The 19575-nt window shown below is 68.5% G+C and carries 20 protein-coding genes; 19 read left to right on the top strand and 1 reads right to left on the bottom strand.

Translation table 11 applies throughout. The annotated features are described in order from the left end of the window. Positions 1–154: 154 nt before the first annotated feature. The 14 genes from ftsZ (at position 155) to ASD93_RS04745 (ending at position 13797) form a co-directional block, all read left to right on the top strand. Positions 155–1294: a cell division protein FtsZ gene (ftsZ, locus tag ASD93_RS04680; protein ID WP_056119432.1), complete on the top strand. Its 1140-nt coding sequence runs from the start codon at positions 155–157 to the stop codon at positions 1292–1294. A 33-nt stretch (positions 1295–1327) separates the two neighbouring features. Next, positions 1328–2035, top strand: a complete 708-nt coding sequence (locus ASD93_RS04685) for a YggS family pyridoxal phosphate-dependent enzyme (RefSeq protein WP_200950589.1) — start codon at positions 1328–1330, stop codon at positions 2033–2035. Between the two features lie 32 nt (positions 2036–2067). Next, positions 2068–2529 carry a cell division protein SepF gene (locus ASD93_RS04690; protein ID WP_056119436.1) on the top strand — a complete coding sequence of 154 codons (462 nt, stop codon included), beginning with the start codon at positions 2068–2070 and terminating at the stop codon, positions 2527–2529. 9 nt (positions 2530–2538) lie between these two features. Next, the gene (locus ASD93_RS04695; RefSeq protein WP_056119440.1) at positions 2539–2838 is read left to right on the top strand and encodes a YggT family protein; all 300 of its coding nucleotides are present in this window, start codon (positions 2539–2541) and stop codon (positions 2836–2838) included. Positions 2839–2974: 136 nt separating this feature from the next. Next, entirely contained in the window at positions 2975–3574 is a 600-nt protein-coding gene (locus ASD93_RS04700; RefSeq protein WP_056119443.1) for a DivIVA domain-containing protein, read from the top strand. Between the two features lie 9 nt (positions 3575–3583). Next, positions 3584–4204, top strand: a complete 621-nt coding sequence (gene lspA, locus ASD93_RS04705) for a signal peptidase II (protein ID WP_056119446.1) — start codon at positions 3584–3586, stop codon at positions 4202–4204. Position 4205: 1 nt separating this feature from the next. Continuing rightward, positions 4206–5126, top strand: coding sequence for an RluA family pseudouridine synthase (locus ASD93_RS04710; RefSeq protein WP_056119449.1), 921 nt, complete (start codon positions 4206–4208; stop codon positions 5124–5126). 40 nt (positions 5127–5166) lie between these two features. Then, positions 5167–5625, top strand: a complete 459-nt coding sequence (locus tag ASD93_RS04715) for a DinB family protein (protein ID WP_056119452.1) — start codon at positions 5167–5169, stop codon at positions 5623–5625. 1 nt (position 5626) lies between these two features. Continuing rightward, complete coding sequence (locus ASD93_RS04720) at positions 5627–6196, top strand: GNAT family N-acetyltransferase (RefSeq protein WP_056119454.1); 570 nt, start codon at positions 5627–5629, stop codon at positions 6194–6196. A gap of 163 nt (positions 6197–6359) precedes the next feature. Continuing rightward, positions 6360–9830 (top strand): DNA polymerase III subunit alpha, encoded by a 3471-nt coding sequence (gene dnaE / locus ASD93_RS04725; RefSeq protein ID WP_056120877.1) that lies wholly within the window; start codon positions 6360–6362, stop codon positions 9828–9830. A gap of 87 nt (positions 9831–9917) precedes the next feature. After that, entirely contained in the window at positions 9918–10880 is a 963-nt protein-coding gene (locus ASD93_RS04730; RefSeq protein WP_056119457.1) for a hypothetical protein, read from the top strand. Positions 10881–10910: 30 nt separating this feature from the next. After that, complete coding sequence (hisD, locus tag ASD93_RS04735) at positions 10911–12212, top strand: histidinol dehydrogenase (protein WP_056119460.1); 1302 nt, start codon at positions 10911–10913, stop codon at positions 12210–12212. A gap of 32 nt (positions 12213–12244) precedes the next feature. Beyond that, entirely contained in the window at positions 12245–12724 is a 480-nt protein-coding gene (gene nrdR / locus ASD93_RS04740) for a transcriptional regulator NrdR (RefSeq protein WP_056119463.1), read from the top strand. A gap of 44 nt (positions 12725–12768) precedes the next feature. After that, the gene (locus ASD93_RS04745; protein ID WP_056119466.1) at positions 12769–13797 is read left to right on the top strand and encodes a quinone-dependent dihydroorotate dehydrogenase; all 1029 of its coding nucleotides are present in this window, start codon (positions 12769–12771) and stop codon (positions 13795–13797) included. A 5-nt stretch (positions 13798–13802) separates the two neighbouring features. On the opposite strand, the gene ASD93_RS04750 is transcribed toward ASD93_RS04745, so the two are convergent. Then, complete coding sequence (locus tag ASD93_RS04750; RefSeq protein ID WP_082569182.1) at positions 13803–14393, bottom strand: DUF3043 domain-containing protein; 591 nt, start codon at positions 14391–14393, stop codon at positions 13803–13805. A 45-nt stretch (positions 14394–14438) separates the two neighbouring features. Between ASD93_RS04750 and ASD93_RS04755 the strand changes: the two genes are divergently transcribed. The 5 genes from ASD93_RS04755 (at position 14439) to ASD93_RS04775 (ending at position 19573) form a co-directional block, all read left to right on the top strand. Further along, a complete protein-coding gene (locus tag ASD93_RS04755; protein WP_056119468.1) occupies positions 14439–15839 on the top strand; it encodes a dipeptidase in 1401 nt (466 codons plus the stop codon). A 112-nt stretch (positions 15840–15951) separates the two neighbouring features. Beyond that, complete coding sequence (locus ASD93_RS04760; protein WP_056119470.1) at positions 15952–16317, top strand: HesB/IscA family protein; 366 nt, start codon at positions 15952–15954, stop codon at positions 16315–16317. 161 nt (positions 16318–16478) lie between these two features. After that, complete coding sequence (coxB, locus tag ASD93_RS04765) at positions 16479–17372, top strand: cytochrome c oxidase subunit II (RefSeq protein ID WP_056119473.1); 894 nt, start codon at positions 16479–16481, stop codon at positions 17370–17372. A gap of 2 nt (positions 17373–17374) precedes the next feature. Next, positions 17375–19138 (top strand): cytochrome c oxidase subunit I, encoded by a 1764-nt coding sequence (gene ctaD / locus ASD93_RS04770; RefSeq protein ID WP_056119476.1) that lies wholly within the window; start codon positions 17375–17377, stop codon positions 19136–19138. Continuing rightward, positions 19139–19573 carry a cytochrome c oxidase subunit 4 gene (locus tag ASD93_RS04775; protein ID WP_056119479.1) on the top strand — a complete coding sequence of 145 codons (435 nt, stop codon included), beginning with the start codon at positions 19139–19141 and terminating at the stop codon, positions 19571–19573. It abuts the gene before it with no gap. Positions 19574–19575 lie beyond the last annotated feature (2 nt).

Here is a 19575-nt window from a genome sequence, read left to right on the forward strand (position 1 = left end):
GATCTGCGGCGGGATGTCGCGACACGCCCGCACGGCTCCGCGCCGTGCCGCGGCATCCGCTTACTTTCAATGCAGGAATTGCATACTCGGCAATTCTTTATACCTCTACTAGAGGTTGAAGGTTTAGACAGGGTCCAGGGCTACGGAGGCCGGCATGAGCCAGAACCAGAACTACCTCGCCGTCATCAAGGTGGTCGGAGTCGGCGGAGGCGGCGTGAACGCCGTCAACCGGATGATCGAGCTCGGACTCCGAGGCGTCGAATTCATCGCGGTGAACACCGACGCGCAGGCGCTCCTGATGAGCGACGCCGACGTCAAGCTCGACGTCGGCCGCGAGCTCACCCGCGGACTCGGTGCAGGCGCCGACCCCGAGGTGGGTCGTCGCGCCGCCGAGGACCACGCCGAAGAGATCGAGGAAGCCCTGCGGGGCGCCGACATGGTCTTCGTCACCGCGGGCGAAGGCGGCGGCACGGGCACGGGCGGCGCGCCCGTCGTCGCGAAGATCGCCAAGTCGATCGGCGCGCTCACTATCGGCGTTGTGACGAAGCCGTTCTCGTTCGAGGGCCGCCGTCGACAGCAGCAGGCCGAGACGGGCGTCGCGAAGCTCAAGGAAGAGGTCGACACGCTCATCGTGGTGCCGAACGACCGACTCCTCGAGATCAGCGACCGCGGCATCTCGATGATCGAGGCGTTCGCCACCGCCGACCAGGTGCTCCTCGCCGGCGTGCAGGGAATCACCGACCTCATCACGACTCCGGGTCTGATCAACCTCGACTTCGCCGACGTCAAGTCGGTCATGCAGGGAGCAGGGTCCGCGCTCATGGGCATCGGGTCCGCGCGCGGCGCCGATCGGGCCATCAAGGCGGCCGAGCTCGCGGTCGAGTCGCCGCTCCTCGAGGCCTCGATCGAGGGTGCGCACGGCGTGCTCCTGTCGGTCCAGGGCGGATCGAATCTCGGCATCTTCGAGATCAACGACGCCGCACAGCTCGTCAAGGAGGCCGCACACCCCGAGGCGAACATCATCTTCGGCACGGTCATCGACGACACGCTCGGCGACGAGGTGCGCGTGACCGTGATCGCGGCCGGATTCGACGGCGGCGAACCGCAGCAGCGCATCGAGCCGATCACGGCTGCACGCGTCGTCGCGGCGCCCGCGGTGCCCGCGCTGTCGGCAGACGAGGCTGCGAAGGACCACGAGGCGGAGCCGGTGCCCGTCGGGGCATCGCTGCCGGAGACGTCGTTCGACTCGGCCTTCGGCGACGACGACCTCGACATCCCCGACTTCCTCAAGTAGACAAGCCCTCGCCGGGCTCAGGAGCGATACGCCGTGCCACCGTCCCCCGAGCCCACCCAGGCACTGGCCGCCAGGCTCGCCGACGTCGACGCCCGCATCGCGGACGCGGCGGCGGCGGCCGGGCGACGCCCTGCGGAGATCACGAGGATCGTCGTCACCAAGTTCCACCCCGCCGCGCTCGTGGAGGACTTGTACTCGCTCGGCGTGCGCGACATGGGGGAGAACCGGCAGCAGGAGTTCTCGGCGAAGGCCGACGAGGTCGGCCCGCTCGAGGGTCTTCGCTGGCACTTCATCGGACAGGCGCAGACCAACAAGGCGCGGGCGATCCGGTCCGCAGCATCCGTCGTCCATTCGGTCGACCGTGCGCGGCTCGCCGACGCGCTCGACGCGGCGGGCTCCCCAGGGGCGCCCACGCTCGACGTGCTGCTGCAGGTGAACCTCACCGACGACCCCGGCCGAGGCGGCACCACCGCCGACGACCTGGAGTCGCTCGCCGCCCACGTCGCCGGGCTGCCGACGCTGCGCGTGCGCGGGATCATGGCGGTCGCCCCGCTCGAGGTGCCGGCGGACCGTGCATTCGAGCGTCTCCCGCAGCTCTCCGCGACCGTGCGGCGGGTCGTCCCCGAGGCGTCGTGGATCTCCGCGGGGATGACCGCGGACTTCGCCGAGGCGATCGCCGCCGGCGCGACACACCTACGGATCGGCTCGGCAATCACGGGCCCGCGACCCGAGCGCGGTTAACCTCGGAACAGATGAGCACTACGGAGGATGCGATGTCGAACCCGCTCAAGAAGACCATGGTGTACCTGGGCCTCGCCGATGAGGAAGAGGTCTACGACGAGCCCGCGCCGCAGCCGCGCGCGCGCAAGAGCGATGCGGTCGTAGAGAAGGCGGCGCCGGTGACTCCGATCCACCGCCCCGCCGTGGTGCGTCAGCCCGCGCCAGCCGCGATCAACGAGATCGTCACCGTGCACCCCAAGCAGTACCGCGATGCGCAGGTCATCGCCGAGAACTTCCGCGACGGCATCCCCGTCATCATCAACCTCTCCCAGATGAGCGATGCCGACGCGCGCCGCCTCATCGATTTCGCGAGCGGTCTCTCGCTGGGCCTGTACGGCCGCATCGAACGCGTGACGAGCAAGGTCTTCCTGCTCTCGCCCGAGAACGTCGCCGTGTCGGGTGACGGGGCGGTCGCGCAGGCCGATCCGGAATCGGTTCCCTTCTCACAGCCGTAGTCTGGATCCGTGCCCGTCGTTCAGTTCATCGCCTCGATCCTCAATCTGGCGCTCCTCCTCTATGTCTTCGTGCTGCTCGCGCGGCTGATCATCGACTGGATCCCGTTCTTCAACCGCGAGTGGCGTCCGCGCGGCGCGGGCCTCGTCGCCGCCGAGCTGGTCTACACCGTCACCGATCCGCCGATCAGGCTCTTCCGGCGCTTCATCCCGCCGTTGCGCGTCGGCGCCATCGCGATCGACTTCGGCTTCGCGCTGACGATGCTGCTCTGCTTCATCCTGCTCAGCGTGACGCGAGCCATCGCGAGCTGACCCGCCACTCCCGGGCACGCCGAACTCCTTCGACACTCCCGGCGACCCGCGGCTATGCTGGGCTGATACGACCAGCCGCCGGCGGGTCAACCCCCGACATCGGCCAGCGACCTGAGCGCTCGAAAGAGGAATCACCATGGCATTGACCCCTGATGACGTCGTCACCAAGCAGTTCCAGCACGTCCGCTTCAAGGAGGGTTTCGACCCGGATGAGGTCGACGACTTCCTCGACGAGATCGTGGTCGAGTGGCGCAAGGCCCTCGCTGAGAACGAGGAGCTGAAGGCCAAGCTCGCCGCGTACGAGTCCGGCGACGCCCCGGCGCCCGCCGCAGAGCCCGTCGCCGCAGAGCCCGTCGCCGCTGCTCCCGCGCCCGCTCCCGCCCCGGCAGTCGCCGACGCCGCCGCGCCCGGTGCCGCCAGCGCCGGCATCATCGAGCTGGCCCAGCGCCTGCACGACGAGCACGTCGCCGAGGGCCTCGCACAGCGCGACCAGCTCGTCGCCGACGCCAAGGCCCAGGCCGCCTCGATCATCAACGACGCAGAGACGCGCGGTCGCGAAGAGATCGCCAAGCTCGACCGCGAGCGCACGCAGCTCGAGGGCCGCATCGCCGAGCTCCGCAACTTCGAGCGCGACTACCGCGCGCAGCTGCGCAGCTACATCGAGGGCAAGCTGCGCGACCTCGAGACGACGGCCACGACGTCGGGCTCGACGCCCGTGTCGGCCATCGGTCTCTAGGCCGGTCCTTTGACGGGCCGACCCCCCCTTCACAAGGCGGCGGCCGGCACCATCATCGCGCTTCTCGCGGTGCTGGTGCTGGCCGCCGACCAGTTCACGAAGCACCTCGCCCTCGAGAATCTGCCGTACGAGCAGCCGGTCCCGGTGATCGGCGACTTCCTGATCTTCTATCTCGTCCGCAATCCCGGTGCGGCCTTCTCGCTCGGCGAGGAGGTGACCTGGGTGTTCACGATCGCCCTGGCCGCCGTCGCGGTCACCATCGCCTGGCTCGCGGCGACGCGCGTCCGTTCGCGGCTGTGGGCCGTGGTCCTCGGACTGCTGCTCGGAGGCGTGCTCGGCAACCTCACCGACCGGATGTTCCGCGAGCCGGGCTTCCCGGTGGGGCACGTCATCGACTTCATCAACACCCCGTGGATGATGCCGGCGATCTACAACGTCGCGGACATCTTCATCGTGACGATGATGATCGGCGTCGCACTCCTGGTGCTCATCGGCCGCCATCTCGACGGCACGCGCGAGGCGCGGAAGGCGGTGGATGCCGCGACCGGCCGGTCCGCCGCGACCGACGAGCCGGCAGGCTCGCCTGACGAGGACACGGATGCCGCGGCATCCGGTCCTGCGAAGGACTGACATGGAGTCGCGGAGCCTTCCCGTTCCGGACGGCCTGGACGGTGTGCGCGTCGACGCCGCCCTGGCGAAGATGCTCGGGTTCTCGCGCACCTTCGCGGCCGAGGTGGCCGAGGCGGGCGGCGTGGCGATGGACGGGCGCGTGCTCGCGAAGTCCGACAAGCTGCGCGGCGGCGCATGGCTCGATGTCGACTGGGCTCCCCGGGAGGAGGCGCGGGTCATCCCCGTCGAGGTTCCCGATCTGGGCATCGTGTACGACGACGACGAGATCGTCGTGGTCGACAAGCCGACAGGCGTCGCAGCGCACCCGTCGGTGGGCTGGGAAGGCCCGACCGTGCTGGGCGCTCTCGCAGCCGGCGGGTACCGCATCGCGACGACCGGCGCGGCCGAGCGGCAGGGGGTGGTGCACCGTCTCGACGTCGGAACGAGCGGGCTCATGGTCGTCGCCAAGACCGAACGTGCCTACACCGCGCTGAAGCGCGCGTTCAAGGAGCGCGAGGTCGAGAAGATCTATCACGCAGTCGTGCAGGGCCATCCCGACCCGCTGGCGGGGACCATCGACGCGCCGATCGGCCGTCATGCGAGCCACTCGTGGAAGTTCGCCGTCACCCCTGACGGCAAGGATTCCGTGACTCATTACGAGACGCTCGAGGCGTTTCCTCGCGCATCGCTCCTCGAGATCCACCTCGAGACCGGGCGCACGCATCAGATCCGCGTCCACATGGCCGCGCACCGGCATCCGTGCGTGGGCGACCCCCTCTACGGCGCCGACCCGACGCTGTCGGCCCGGCTCGGGCTCACCCGCCAGTGGCTTCATGCGCACGAGTTGTCGTTCACGCATCCGGCGTCGGGCGAATGGGTGACGTTCAGGTCGGAGTACCCGGCCGATCTCGCCCACGCCCTCGCAGTGCTCCGCGGCGAATAGGGCGGATGCGCGCGTCGGATGCCGGTGGCAGGCTGTCTGCATGACGACACCCTTGCCCGACACCCTGCGCCGACGCTTCGCCCGGGCGAACGAGCTGTACGCGGACCTGGTCGCCGAGCTGCCCGCGTCCTCACTCGGAGCGCGTCTGCGGGAGCTGCCCTCCGACTCGATCCAGAACCAGCTGCGGTGCGTCGTCGGCGCCCGCGAGAGCTACACGGCAGCCGCGCGCGCCGGGTCCTGGCAGGGCTTCGCCTCGTCTCTCGACCGCGTCCCGACGGGAGATGCCGACGCCGTGCGTGCGGCAGTGCACCGCAGCCACGAGGTCGTCGATGAGTTCCTCGACGACCTCGATCCCGCCGACGACTACGCCGTCGATCAGGCTCTCTCGCTGCTCGAGCATGAGACCCAGCACCACGGCCAGCTCATCCGGTACCTGTACGGGCTGGGCATCCCGCGACCGGAGTCCTGGCAGCGGCAGTACGCCCTCGACGAGGGCTGACGTGGCGATCGAAGTCGTCCCGGCGACGACGTTCGCCGACGTGAAGACGATGGTCGGCCCGAAGCGCCCCGACGCGAACGTGTGCTGGTGCCTGAGCTACCGCGTGCCGGGCAAGGAGAATCTCGCCCTGCGCGGCACGGCGCGCGGCGACCGCGTGCGGGCACTGATGAAGGAGGGCCCGCCCGGGGTCCTCGCGTACGACGGCGACGAGGTCGTGGGGTGGGCGGCCGTGCATCCGCGTGCCGACACCTCGTTCGCGACGAATCGCCGGATCCCGCACGTCGACGATGTCGACGTCTGGTCGGTGTGGTGCATCCGCGTGCGTCCGGGCCATCGAGGTGAGGGAATCTCGCACGCTCTCCTTGCGGGCGCCGTCGAGTTCGCTCGCGACCGCGGGGCCCCTGCCGTCGAGGGGTATCCCGTCGACAACAAGGGCGAGAAGGTCGATCTGACGATGGCGTACGTGGGTACCCGCGCGCTGTTCCAGAAGGCGGGCTTCCGCAAGGCTGCCGACACCGAGTCGGTCCTGAACGGGTTCCCGCGGGTGCTCATGCGCCTCGACCTGGGCTGAACGCGGGATCCGCAGTCTCACCCTCAACTCGAAGGTCACGCGACCTGCGCGCGCAATCGTGCGGGATGCGCGCGCGGCCGTCCGCGACGTCGGCGGCGCTCCCTAGACTCGGTCCGTGGCATCCGACTCCTTCGTTCACCTGCACGTGCACAGCGAGTACTCGATGCTCGACGGAGCAGCCCGCATCGGGCCGATGGTGCAAGAGGCGGTCCGCCTCGAGATGCCGGCGATCGCGGTCACCGACCACGGCAACACGTTCGCGGCCTACGAGTTCTACAAGACCGCGAAGGATGCCGGCATCAAGCCGATCATCGGCATCGAGGCCTACGTCACCCCGGGCACGCATCGCTCCGACAAGGCGCGCGTGCGGTGGGGCACGCCCGAGCAGAACGACGACGACGTCTCGGGCGCGGGGGCATATACCCACATGACGCTGCTCTCGCACAGCACCGAGGGCATGCACAACCTCTTCCGGCTCTCGTCCTTGGCGAGCATGGAGGGCTACTACTTCAAGCCGCGGATGGACCGCGAGCTCCTTCAGAAGTACGGCAAGGGGCTGATCGCCACGACCGGCTGCCCGTCCGGAGAGGTGCAGACGCGTCTGCGCCTGGGGCAGTACGACGCCGCGCGCGCCGCGGCGGCCGAGTTCCAGGATCTGTTCGGCAAAGAGAACTACTTCGCCGAGATCATGGATCACGGGCTGTCCATCGAGCGCCGCGTGATGACCGACCTGCTGAGGATCTCCAAAGATCTCGACATCCCCCTGGTCGCGACCAATGACCTCCACTACACCCACCAGCACGACGCGAACAGCCACGCCGCGCTGCTGTGCGTGCAGTCGGGTTCGACGCTGGACGATCCGAAGCGGTTCAAGTTCGACGGCGACGGCTACTACGTCAAGACGCCCGCCGAGATGCGACAGATCTTCCGCGATCACCCCGAGGCGTGCGACAACACGCTGCTGATCGCCGAGCGCTGCGACATCGAGTTCAACACGAGCGCCAACTACATGCCGCGCTTCCCGGTCCCCGCGGGCGAGACCGAAGAGTCCTGGTTCGTCAAGGAGGTCGAGAACGGCCTCCGCGTGCGGTACCCCGACGGAATCCCCGACGACGTGCGCACGCAGGCGGAGTACGAGACCGGCGTCATCGTGCAGATGGGGTTCCCCGGCTACTTCCTGGTCGTCGCCGACTTCATCAACTGGGCCAAGCGCAACGGCATCCGCGTCGGCCCCGGGCGCGGCTCGGGCGCGGGCTCGATGGCCGCGTACGCGATGCAGATCACCGACCTCGACCCGCTGAAGCACGGTCTCATCTTCGAGCGGTTCCTCAACCCGGACCGCGTCTCGATGCCCGACTTCGACGTCGACTTCGACGACCGTCGCCGTGGCGAGGTGATCCAGTACGTCACAGAGAAGTACGGCGACGAGCGCGTCGCCCAGATCGTGACCTACGGAACGATCAAGGCCAAGCAGGCGCTGAAGGACGCGGGTCGTGTGCTCGGCTTCCCGTTCAGCATGGGGGAGAAGCTCACCAAGGCGATGCCGCCGGCGGTGATGGGCAAGGACATGCCGCTGGAGGGCATGTTCGACAAGGACCACCCCCGCTTCAAGGAGGCGTCGGAGTTCCGCGCACTGATCGAGACGGATGCCGAGGCCAAGACCGTCTTCGACACCGCGGTCGGCCTCGAGAACCTCAAGCGCCAATGGGGCGTGCATGCGGCCGGTGTGATCATGTCGAGCGAACCGCTGATCGACATCATCCCGATCATGCGCCGCGAGCAGGACGGCCAGATCGTCACGCAGTTCGACTACCCGGCATGCGAATCGCTGGGCCTCATCAAGATGGACTTCCTGGGGTTGCGCAACCTCACGATCATCAACGACGCCCTCGACAACATCGCTGCCAACCGCGGTCATCCGCTGGTCCTCGAAGACCTCGACCTCGATGACAGGGAGTCGTACGAGCTCCTCGGCCGCGGCGACACGCTCGGCGTGTTCCAACTCGACGGCGGACCCATGCGCTCGCTGCTGCGACTGATGAAGCCCGACAACTTCGAGGACATCTCGGCGGTCATCGCGCTGTACCGCCCGGGCCCGATGGGCGCCAACTCGCACATCAACTACGCACTGCGCAAGAACGGCCAGCAGGACATCACGCCGATCCACAAGGAGTTCGAGGAGTCGCTGGCGGACATCCTCGACACCAGTTACGGCCTGATCATCTATCAGGAGCAGGTGATGGCGATCGCCCAGCGGGTCGCGGGCTTCAGCCTCGGCCAGGCCGACATCCTGCGACGCGCGATGGGAAAGAAGAAGAAGTCCGAGCTCGACAAGCAGTTCGAGGGCTTCGAAGCCGGCATGCATGCGAATGGCTACTCCGATGACGCCGTGCGCAAGCTCTGGGAGATCCTCCTGCCGTTCTCGGACTACGCGTTCAACAAGGCCCACTCGGCCGCGTACGGCCTCGTGTCGTACTGGACGGCGTATCTCAAGGCGCACTATCCGGCCGAGTACATGGCCGCGCTGCTCACCAGCGTCGGCGACTCGAAAGACAAGATGGCCGTCTATCTCAACGAGTGCCGTCGCATGGGAATCAAGGTGCTCCCGCCCGATGTCGGTCAGTCGATCCGGTACTTCGCGGCCGTCGGCGAAGACATCCGATTCGGACTCGGCGCCGTTCGCAACGTCGGCGCCAATGTGGTGGACGGGATCGTGGCATCCCGCTCCGACGAAGGATTCAGCAGCTTCCACGACTTCCTCGCGAAGGTGCCCGCGCACGTCTCGAACAAGCGCACGGTCGAGTCCCTGATCAAGGCCGGCGCCTTCGACTCGCTCGGCTCGACCCGCCGCGCGCTCATGGAGATCCACGAGGACGCCACCGAAGCCGCGGTGGAGACCAAGCGGAAGGCGGCGACGGGCGCGATCGGCTTCGACTTCGACAGCCTCTACGACGAGGCCGAGGAGGTCATGCCGGCGAAGGTTCCGGAACGCCCGGAGTGGGTCAAGAAGGACAAACTGGCGTTCGAGCGCGAGATGCTGGGGCTCTACGTCTCAGACCACCCGCTCGCGGGCCTCGAGATCCCGCTCGCCAAGCACGCGTCGACGAGCATCCACGACCTGCTCTCCTCCGAGGATGTGGACGACGGCGACCAGGTGACCGTCGCCGGCCTCGTGACCAGCGTTCAGCACCGCGTCGCCAAGGCCAGCGGCAACCCGTACGGCATGATCACCGTCGAGGATTTCAACGGCGAGGTGACGGTGATGTTCATGGGGAAGACCTACACCGAATTCGCGTCGATGCTCGTCGCCGACTCGATCCTGGTCGTGCGCGGGCGCGTGTCACGGCGCGACGACGGACTGAATCTCCATGCGCAGTCGGCGTTCGCACCCGATCTCGGGACGATGGATGCTTCTGGCCCGCTCGTCCTGGTCATCCCGGAGCGCCGAGCCAGCGAGGTTCTCGTGGCGGAGCTGCGCCAGATGCTCGACCGGCACAAGGGCGACACCGAGGTGACGGTGAAGCTCCATGCCGGACCGGTCGCCAAGGTGTTCGACGTGCCCCACCCGGTGCGTCTCACCGCCGACCTGTACGGCGAGCTCAAGGGACTGCTCGGGCCGCAGTGCCTCGGCTGACACCGCGCCGCATCTCATTTCCGTCTCATATGGCGTGAGTAGCATGACAACGACGTATGCCGCCGAGAGCGGCCGGAAGGGAGTACCGTGACGGACGACCAGCTGGATGAGGATTTCGAGGTCGAAGAGACTGTCGTGCGGTCCGACGAGGCCCCGCAGTACGGCGTCGGGCCGTTCTCGATCCGCGAGGTGGCCATCGCCGGAGTCTGGCTCGTCGCGTTCGTCGTCTCGTTCTTCTCGATCAGCGTCGGACGCTTCGAGTCGGTGTGGACGTCGGCGATCCTCTGGATCCTCGCGATCGCCGTGCCGACCGTCGCGGTGTTCCTGATCGCGCTGCGACGCCTGTCGCCGCAGGGCATCCGGCGGGTCGGATCGCTCGGCATCGACCAGTTCGCCTCCGTCGCCTTCTCGGTGGCGGCGGTCGTCTGGTTGCAGCTGATCTGGGAGACGGTCGAGTTCGCGATCGAGACCGGCGCCTGGGCGCGCTCGTGGGTCATCTGGGTCGAAGGCGTGCTCATGCTCGCCGGTGTCGTGCTGACCGTTTTCGCCCCGCTGATCCCTGTCCTCTGCGAGGACTTCCGCGGCCGCCCCGAGGTGCCCGCCCACCGCAGTGCGCGCCCGATCCGTCCGGTGTCGCCGCGTCCCGCGCGTGCGCCCCGCACGTCGGAAGCCGACGCGTCCGACATCAGCCCGTACGCGCCCGCGCCCGACGTCCCGTCGCCCTACGCATCCTCCGATGCGCCGGCTCCGGCCGAACCGACCGCCGACACCAGCGCGTTCGCGCCCGCGCACTCGCGTGACACCTTCGAGCGCGTTGCGGAGCCCTCCTCGACCGTCGAGCCCGCCGCCGAACCCGCTCGTCACCAGGCTTTCTGGGCACTCGTGCCCGAAGAGCGCGACGTCGTCGACGAGATCGGAATCCCGGTCTTCCGCATCGGACCGTCCGCGTGGGCTCTCGTGATCGAAGACCGCGGCGAGGCGTTCGTCGTGCGGCACGAGGACGGTCGCATCGGGTACCTGCACGACGTCTCCGACGTCACACGCGGGTGAACCCCGTCAGCCCCGCGCTAGCGTAGAAGGATGCTCCGCACGATCGACCTGCGCGGGCGCGTGCTCACTCCCGCCGAGCTGCTCGCGACCGTTCCGCGGGCGACCGCGGCCCGCGAGGAGGCGCTCGCGACCGCTGCCCGCATCGTGGCCGACGTCGCCTCGCATGGCGAGACGGCGCTGCGCGACCAGGCAGAACAGTTCGACGGCGTCGCTGGTCACGACATCCGGGTCCCGTCCTCGCACGTCGATGAGGCCGTCGCGGCGCTCGACCCGGCGGTGCGCGCCGCTCTCGAAGAGGCGATCGCACGGGTGCGGGAGGCATCCGCTGCCCAGGTGCCGGGGCAGGTCACCACCGTGCTCGGAGCGGGCGCACACGTGACCCAGCGCTGGCAGCCGGTGCGCCGGGTCGGCCTCTACGTTCCCGGCGGCAAGGCGGTGTACCCGTCGAGCGTCGTCATGAACGTCGTTCCCGCGCAGGTCGCCGGAGTGTCCGAGATCGCGCTCGCGTCACCGCCCCAGCGCGATCACGCCGGACGCGTGCACCCCGTGATCCTCGCCGCGGCGCGCCTGCTCGGCGTCGACGAGGTCTACGCGATGGGCGGTGCGGGCGCGATCGGGGCGCTCGCGCACGGGGTCGCGGCGCTCGGTCTCGAACCGGTCGACGTCGTCACCGGTCCGGGCAACAACTTCGTCGCTGCGGCCAAGCGTGCGGTGGCGGGGCTGGTAGGGACGGATTCCGAGGCCGGCGCGACCGAGATCCTCATCGTCGCCGACGACAGCGCGGACCCGCGCCTGGTGTCCGCGGACCTCATCAGCCAGGCCGAGCACGACGAGCAGGCCTCGGCGGTCCTCGTGACGACATCGGAGGCTCTCGCGCAGGCCGTGGCGGCGGACGTCGTGCCGCGCGCGACGGCCACGCGCCACGCACGGCGCGTGGCGGCGGCGCTGGCAGGCCCGCAGTCCGCCATCGTGCTGGTCGACGACCTCGCCGTCGCGACCGCCTTCAGCAACGCCTACGCGCCCGAGCACCTCGAGCTGCACCTGGTCGATCCGCGCCCGGAGGACTTCGTCCACGCGGGGGCGGTGTTCGTCGGCCCGGACTCGCCCGTGAGCCTCGGCGACTACCTCGCCGGCAGCAATCACGTGCTTCCGACGGGGGGTCAGGCACGGTACTCGGCGGGTCTGTCCGCGGCGACCTTCCTTCGGCCGCAGCAGGTGATCGAGTACGACAGGGCCGCGCTCGCCGAGGTGCGCGACGCCATCGTCGTCCTCGCCGAGGCCGAGGCTCTCCCCGCCCACGGCGAAGCCGTCGTCGCCCGCTTCGAGGCCTGACCCGCGCCGCCGAGGCGTAGTCTGTCCCTGCCATGCACTGTCCGTTCTGCCGCCACCCCGATTCCCGCGTCATCGACTCGCGCACGAGCGACGACGGGCTCAGCATCCGCCGTCGTCGTCAGTGCCCCGAATGCGGCGGACGCTTCACGACGGTCGAGACGGCGAGCCTCAACGTCATCAAGCGCTCCGGTGTCATCGAGCCCTTCAGCCGCGAGAAGGTCATGTCGGGCGTGCGCAAGGCCTGCCAGGGACGCCCCGTCACAGAAGCCGACCTCGCGGTGCTGGCGCAGACCGTCGAGGAGACGGTGCGACAGACCGGCGCCTCGCAGCTCGATACCAACGAGATCGGCCTCGCGATCCTCGGCCCGCTGCGCGAGCTCGACGAGGTCGCCTACCTGCGCTTCGCGAGCGTCTACCAGGCCTTCGACTCCCTGGAGGATTTCGAGTCCGCCATCGAGCAGCTGCGGGCCGACCACCAGCTGTCGGCGCCGGCCGAGGCATCCGTCGACTGACATCGCGTCGGGCCGCCGCAAGGCGACCGGCTAGCCTGGAACCGATGTATCCCCTCCTCTTCCGGACCGTGCTGTCGCGCATGGATCCCGAGACCGCGCACCATGGCGCCATGACCGTGATCCGCGTCCTCGGCGTGGCCCCGTTCTCGTGGCTGGCACGTGCCCTCACGCGCCCCGATCCCGACCTGGCGGTGACCGCGCTCGGCCTGCGCTTCGACTCGCCGTTCGGCGTCGCGGCGGGCTTCGACAAGGACGTGAAAGGCGCTGCCGGTCTGTTCGCCCTGGGATTCGGGCACGTCGAGGTCGGCACGCTTACCGCGATCCCGCAGGAGGGCAACCCCCGCCCTCGCCTGTTCCGCCTCATCCACGATCGTGCGGTCGTCAACCGGATGGGCTTCAACAACCACGGCGCCGAAGCCGCGGCGGTGCGCCTCGAGAAGCTCCGCCGTCGCCGCCGGCGCGGAGTCCTCGGCGTCAACATCGGCAAGAGCCGCGTCGTCGATGTCGAGAACGCGACGGCCGACTACGTGCGCAGCGCGACGCTGCTCGCGCCGCTCGCGGACTATCTCGTCGTGAACGTGTCGTCGCCGAACACCCCCGGACTCCGCGGGCTTCAGGCCGTCGAGACCCTGCGTCCGCTGCTCGAGGCCGTGCGCGACGCCGCCGGGGCCACACCGCTGCTCGTCAAGATCGCGCCCGACCTGCCCGACGAGGAGGTCACCGCTGTCGCGGGGCTCGCCGTCGATCTCGGTCTGGCCGGACTCATCGCCACCAACACGACGATCTCGCGCGACGGACTCGCGACAGACCCGTCGGTCGTCGCGGCCGCAGGGGACGGCGGGCTGTCAGGCGCACCGCTCAAGGAGCGCGCTCTCGCGGTCCTCCGCCTCGTGCGGGCGGCGGTCCCGGCCGACTTCTGCGTGATCTCCGTCGGCGGCGTGGAGACCGCTCGAGACGTGCAGGAGCGGCTGGATGCCGGAGCCGCCCTCGTGCAGGGCTACACGGCCTTCCTCTACCGAGGGCCGCTGTGGGCTCGCCAGATCAACCGAGGTCTGCGCGACCCGTCCCGCTGAGCGCGTCAGACCGGGCGCTGGCCGCGCTTGACCTGCGGCTTGGGAAGACGGAGGAAGCGCATCTGCACGGTGCGCATCGCCGCGTACCAGCCGAGGCCCTTCTCGATCTTGTCGGCCCCGAACTTCGCCTTCACCGCACGCTTGACCATGATCGACGTCAGCACCATGTCGCCGATGACGAAGAAGATGAAGATCCAGAGGGCGACGAACGAGTAGAACTGCACGTCGCGCAGCGGGATGAACGTCGCGAGGATGACGACCACCATGGCGGGCATGACGGCTTCGCCGAGGTGCCAGCCGCCGTCGACGTAGTCCCGCACGAACTTGCGCTGCGCACCCTGGTCGCGCGCCGGGAGGTACTTGGGGTCACCGGCGGCCATGCCGACCCGCGCCTTCTCGCGCTGCGTCTGCAGCTCGGCGCGCTGACGCGCCTTGGCCTCTTTGGTGTCGGGCACGAGGGGGCGCTTGCGGGCGGCCTCCTGCTCGGCGCGGCTCGGCGTCGCGCGGCCCTTTCCGCCGGGGATCGGGGCGCCGTTCAGCGTGGTCCCCTCGGAGGGTACGTCGTTCGACGCGGGTGCTGCGGAGTTCTTGGCCACGATGATCCTCAGTGCGGGAGATGGGGTGCACTTAAGATTACCCGCATGACCACTGACCTCTCCCGACAGGATGCCGTGCGCGAAGCCGCGGCCTCCGGCATCCCTTCCGCTCTCGCCGATCTGGGTGCGCTCGTGCGCATCCCGTCGATCGCCTTCCCCGGATTCGACGAGGAGCCGGTGCAGCGCAGCGCCGAGGCCGTGGCCGACCTCGTGCGGGGGCTGGGGCTGTTCGAGACCGTCGAGATCCGCCGTGCCGCGGTCCCGGGGACGAGCGAGCAGGGCCAGCCTGCCGTGCTCGCGACCCGCGCCGCCCGCAACGGCCGTCCGACGATCCTGCTCTACGCGCACCATGACGTTCAGCCCGTCGGTGACGAGGGGCTCTGGGAGTCGCCGCCGTTCGAGCCGACGCTCCGGGGCGGTCGGCTGTACGGACGCGGCGCCGCCGACGACAAGGCCGGCGTGATGGCGCACGTCGCTGCCCTGAGGGCGCTGAAGGAGGCGGTCGGCGACGACTTCGACCTCGGCGTCGCGCTCTTCTTCGAGGGTGAGGAGGAGGCCGGTTCGAAGTCGTTCGCGCAGTTCCTCTCCGACAACGCCGATGCCCTGCGCGCCGACGTGATCGTGGTCGCCGACTCCGGCAACTGGGACGCGAAGACTCCGGCGCTCACCGTGTCGCTGCGGGGCAACACCCGCTTCACGATGCGGGTGAAGACGCTCGAGCACGCCTCGCACTCCGGCATGTTCGGCGGGGCGGTGCCCGACGCGATGATGGCGACCGTGAAGCTGCTCGCCACCCTGTGGGACGAGGACGGCGCGGTCGCGGTCGAGGGACTGACCGAGCGCACCGCCGAGACTCCGCCCTACAGCGAGGAGACGCTGCGAGACGAGGCGGGGCTTCCGGCGGGCGTGTCGCCGATCGGACGCGGCACGATCCTCAGCCGCATCTGGAACAAGCCGTCGATCACGGTGACCGGCATCGATGCCCCGAGCGTCGTGAACGCCTCGAACACCCTGAGCCCGGAGATCTCGGTCGTGATCAGTGCCCGCGTCGCGCCCGGGCAGCGCGCTCGGGATGCCTACGCAGCGATCGAGGCGCACCTTCGTGCTCATGCGCCGTTCGGAGCCGAACTGGCTTTCACCGACCAGGACTTCGGAGACGCCTTCCTCGTCGACACGACCGGCTGGGCCGTCGCGACTGCGCGTGAAGCGCTGCGCGAGGGCTACGGGGTCGAATCGGTCGACATCGGCGTCGGCGGATCCATTCCGTTCATCGCCGACCTCGTTCGGGAGTTCCCCGGCGCCCAGATCCTCGTGACCGGAGTGGAGGACCCGCATGCCAGGGCGCACAGCCCGAACGAGTCGCTGCACCTCGACACGTTCCGCAACGCGGTGCTCTCGGAGGCGCTGCTCCTCGAGAAGCTCGACCGGCGCGATTCGGGGGAGTAGCCCGGCCGCACCCGAGCGGGGCGAGGACACGCCCCGCTCGGAGCCGGTTCCCGGCGAACGCGGGTAGAATCGCAGCATCCCGCCGCCATCGCGGCCCGTCCGGAGGAGTGCCATGACCGACACTGCACTGTCGACCGACCAGCCCGTTCGCGAGCACGGCGTCCTGCTGACCGATGCCGCATCGCTGAAGGTGAAGAGCCTGCTCTCGCAGGAGGGCCGCGACGACCTGCGCCTCCGCGTGGCCGTCCAGCCGGGCGGATGCAGCGGCCTGATCTACCAGCTCTACTTCGACGAGCGGTACCTCGACGGCGACAAGGCGGTGGACTTCGACGGTGTCGAGGTGATCGTCGACGACATGAGCGTCCCGTACCTCGACGGCGCCACGATCGACTTCAAGGACACGATCTCGGAGCAGGGCTTCACGATCGACAACCCGAACGCGGCCGGCAGCTGCGCATGCGGCGACAGCTTCCACTGATCCGAACCGATTTTCGTCGGGCCCGGCGCACTCTTCGGAGTGCCCGGGCCTGCGGTTTTTCCCCGCTGCGAAGACGTTCGAAGCTGGGCGGTTGGCCTGAATCGCCTGGGCGCTTGCCCTAGACTGGCAAGAGTTCTTTTCACGACCCGGAAAGGTGCATTGTGCCCTCGAAACGTCGAATCCGCTGGGCCGTTCTTCCCGTCGGGATCGCAACGGCCGCAGTCCTCGCCGGGTGCACCCCGACCGAGCTGCACGGCTTCCTCCCGGGCTTCGTCGAAGACGGCACGCCCGCCACGAACCACACCGACATGGTCGCCGGTCTGTGGGTCAACTCGTGGATCGTGCTGCTCGCCGTCGGCGTGATCACCTGGGGTCTGATGGGCTGGGCGGCCATCGCCTACCGCCGCCGCAAGGGCCAGGTCGGACTGCCGGTCCAGCTGCGCTACAACATGCCGATCGAGATCTTCTACACGATCGTCCCGCTCATCCTGGTGATCGGCTTCTTCGCCTTCACCGCGCGCGACCAGACCACTCTCGAGACGCAGACGGAAGACCCCGACGTGTCCATCGTCGCGATCGGCAAGCAGTGGTCCTGGGACTTCCAGTACGACGGCGAGTCCGAAGACGAGACGGTCTGGACCATGGGCGTCCAGGCGCAGACCGACGACGAGGGCAACGTCACGAGCGAACTGCCCACGCTGGTCCTCCCGGTCGACAAGACGGTCAAGATCAAGCTCCAGTCGCGCGACGTGATCCACTCGTTCTGGATCATCGACTTCCTGTACAAGAAGGACATGTACATCGGGAGGGACAACTTCTGGTCCTTCACCCCGACCCGCGAGGGCGAGTACGCCGGCAAGTGCGCCGAGCTCTGCGGCGAGTACCACTCGATGATGCTGTTCAACGTCAAGGTCGTGAGCGAGGCGGAGTACGAGGAGTACCTCGGCTCTCTCCGCGACTCCGGTCAGACGGGCGACATCAACGACGAGTACGACCGGCTGCAGAACCAGCCCGGCACCGGCGGTACGCCTGATGACGAAGAGGGAGACAACTGACCATGGCGACGACGCTTCCGCTTCAGGAGAAGACGCAGGGTCGCCCGACCACCCTGCCGCCTCGCCAGGCAGCTCTGCTCAGCGCTTCGCGCGTCGAGCAGAAGGGCAACATCATCGTCAAGTGGATCACCTCCACGGACCACAAGACGATCGGCTACCTGTACCTCATCTCCTCCGTGGTGTTCTTCCTCCTCGGCGGAGTCATGGCGCTGATCATCCGCGCCGAGCTCTTCGAGCCCGGGATGCAGCTCATCCCGACCAAGGAGCAGTACAACCAGCTGTTCACGATGCACGGCACGATCATGCTGCTGATGTTCGCGACGCCGCTGTTCGCAGGCTTCGCGAACGCGATCCTGCCGCTGCAGATCGGCGCGCCCGACGTCGCGTTCCCGCGTCTGAACGCCTTCGCCTTCTGGCTGTTCCTCTTCGGCTCGACCATCGCCGTCGCGGGCTTCCTCACTCCGCAGGGAGCCGCCGCGTTCGGCTGGTTCGCGTATCAGCCGCTGGCGAATGCCACATTCTCGCCAGGTGTCGGAGGAAACCTCTGGATGCTCGGCCTCGGCATGAGCGGCTTCGGCACGATCCTCGGCGCGGTGAACTTCATCACCACGATCATCACGATGCGCGCGCCGGGCATGACCATGTGGCGCATGCCGATCTTCTCGTGGAACACGCTGGTCACCAGCATCCTGATCCTGATGGCGTTCCCGATCCTCGCCGCCGCCATCCTCGCCGCCGCGGCCGATCGCGTGCTCGGTGCGCACATCTACGACCCGGCCAATGGCGGCGTGCTGCTGTGGCAGCACCTGTTCTGGTTCTTCGGACACCCAGAGGTGTACATCATCGCGCTGCCGTTCTTCGGAATCATCTCCGAAGTGCTCCCGGTGTTCAGCCGCAAGCCGATCTTCGGCTACAAGACGCTGGTCTACGCGACGATCGCGATCGCCGCGCTCTCGGTGGCCGTGTGGGCTCACCACATGTACGTGACCGGCGCGGTGCTCCTGCCGTTCTTCGCCGTGATGACCATGCTCATCGCCGTGCCGACGGGCGTGAAGATCTTCAACTGGATCGGCACGATGTGGCGCGGCTCGGTGACCTTCGAGACGCCGATGGTCTTCGCGCTCGGATTCCTCGTGTCGTTCGTGTTCGGTGGTCTGACCGGTGTGATCCTCGCCTCTCCGCCGCTGGACTTCGCGCTGTCCGACTCGTACTTCGTCGTCGCGCACTTCCACTACGTCGTCTTCGGAACCGTCGTGTTCGCGATGTTCTCCGGCTTCTACTTCTGGTGGCCGAAGTGGACGGGGAAGATGCTCAACGAGCGTCTGGGCATCGTGCATTTCTGGATGCTGTTCATCGGCTTCCACATGACGTTCCTCATCCAGCACTGGCTGGGTGTCGACGGCATGGTCCGCCGCTATGCGGACTACTCGGCGGCTGATGGCTGGACCTGGCAGAACCAGGTCTCGACGGTGGGCGCGATGCTCCTCGGAGCCTCGATGATCCCGTTCCTCTTCAACGTGTGGATCACGGCCCGCAAGGCGCCGCGCGTGACGGTGAACGACCCGTGGGGCTATGGCGCGTCGCTCGAGTGGGCGACCTCGTGCCCCCCGCCCCGGCATAACTTCACGTCGATCCCGCGCATCCGCAGCGAGCGTCCGGCGTTCGACCTCAACCACCCCGAGGCGGGCATCCCCGTCGGCGTGGGTCCTGCGAAGGACGCGCCCGAAGCCCCGGTCGTCGATCTCGCCGAGGGAGAGGTGAAGTAAGTGCGCACCAACACCGGACTCTGGTGGCTTCTCAGCGCGTTCTTCGTGCTGATGGCGGTCGTGTACACGACCTGGAGCATCCTCGCGCACCCGCAGCTGCCGGTCGTCAACGCGATCGAGTGGGTCGGCTCCATCGCCCTGCTCTTCACGGCCCTCATGGGCGCCCTCATCGCGTTCTACATCGGCCGCGTGCACAAGGCGCAGGGCGGCGAGCTGCCCGAGGACGTGCTGACCTCCGACATCGATGACGGCGATCCCGAGCTGGGCGAGTTCAGCCCCTGGTCGTGGTGGCCCATCGTGCTTGCATTCTCGGCGGCGCTGGCCATGATCGGTCTCGCCGTCGGCACGTGGATGGTGCCGATCGGCGTGGGCGTCTTCGTCGTCGCCATCGTGGGCTGGGTGTTCGAGTACTACCGCGGGTATTTCGCGCGCTGATC

Origin of the sequence: Microbacterium sp. Root180 (genome assembly GCF_001428485.1) — a bacterium.
Taxonomy (GTDB): Bacteria; Actinomycetota; Actinomycetes; order Actinomycetales; family Microbacteriaceae; genus Microbacterium.